Genomic DNA, 783 nt, shown 5'->3' on the forward strand with positions numbered 1-783 from the left:
TTGGTCCAGGGCGCGTCGAACTGCGACACGGCCTTACCCATGGTGAAGCCAGCGAACTGGATGAAGGCGTAGTACACGCCGAGCGAACCGCCGGAGGTCGCGCCGTCGGTGCCGTTGACGGCCGAACCAACGAGCGCCGGGGCGGCGCCGGAGGTGTTGAGCGCCAGCGTGCTGCTGTAGGCAGTGGTACCGGTCGCGCTGCCGGTGCCGGCGTAGTTGCCGGTGGTCCAGGAGAACACGCCGTCGAAGAAGGTACGGACGACGCCGTACTCGGTCGCGGTGCGCGTGTCGATGTTGAGATCTTCACGAGCGCGCATGGTGTAGTAGTTCGTCAGACGGTTGCGCGCGCCGTTGTTCGACGTGAGCTGACCGCTGAAGTCCGAGTTGGTGTTCAGCGCGACTTCAGCGCGCAGATAACCACCCAGCTTGATGCAGGTGTCGGTGCCGGGGATGTAGTAGAAACCCGCACCGTACAGGGAGCAGATCTTCACGTATTCGACCGCTTTGGCCTTCACGGGGAGATCGGCTGCCTGCGCTCCGCCAACAGCGAGCAGACCCGCCGCGGAACCGAGCAAAAGGCTCTTAACCAACTTCATGTTAAACCTCCAAGTTTGCCATAGGGAAGGTTCCGGATCCGCTGGGTGAAGACACCCTAAGGTTGGTTCCCTTGTCCCTTAAAATCACCGCTTAGTCGCTTCGCGCCTTCGGACACACCCGCTGAACGCGAGGGACTTAAGCGAACCACCTAAGACGGGACGACCTCGGGATGCCCCCCTCCGTCGC

General features: G+C 62.5%; 1 protein-coding gene. It reads right to left on the minus strand.

Going from position 1 to position 783, the window contains the following annotated elements; all coding sequences use genetic code 11:
• Positions 1–596: porin (locus AC0L3B_RS38145; protein ID WP_473382692.1), on the minus strand; the 596-nt coding region annotated here is incomplete at its 3' end.
• Positions 597–783 lie beyond the last annotated feature (187 nt).

Source organism: Bradyrhizobium sp. Kon56, assembly GCF_055807635.1.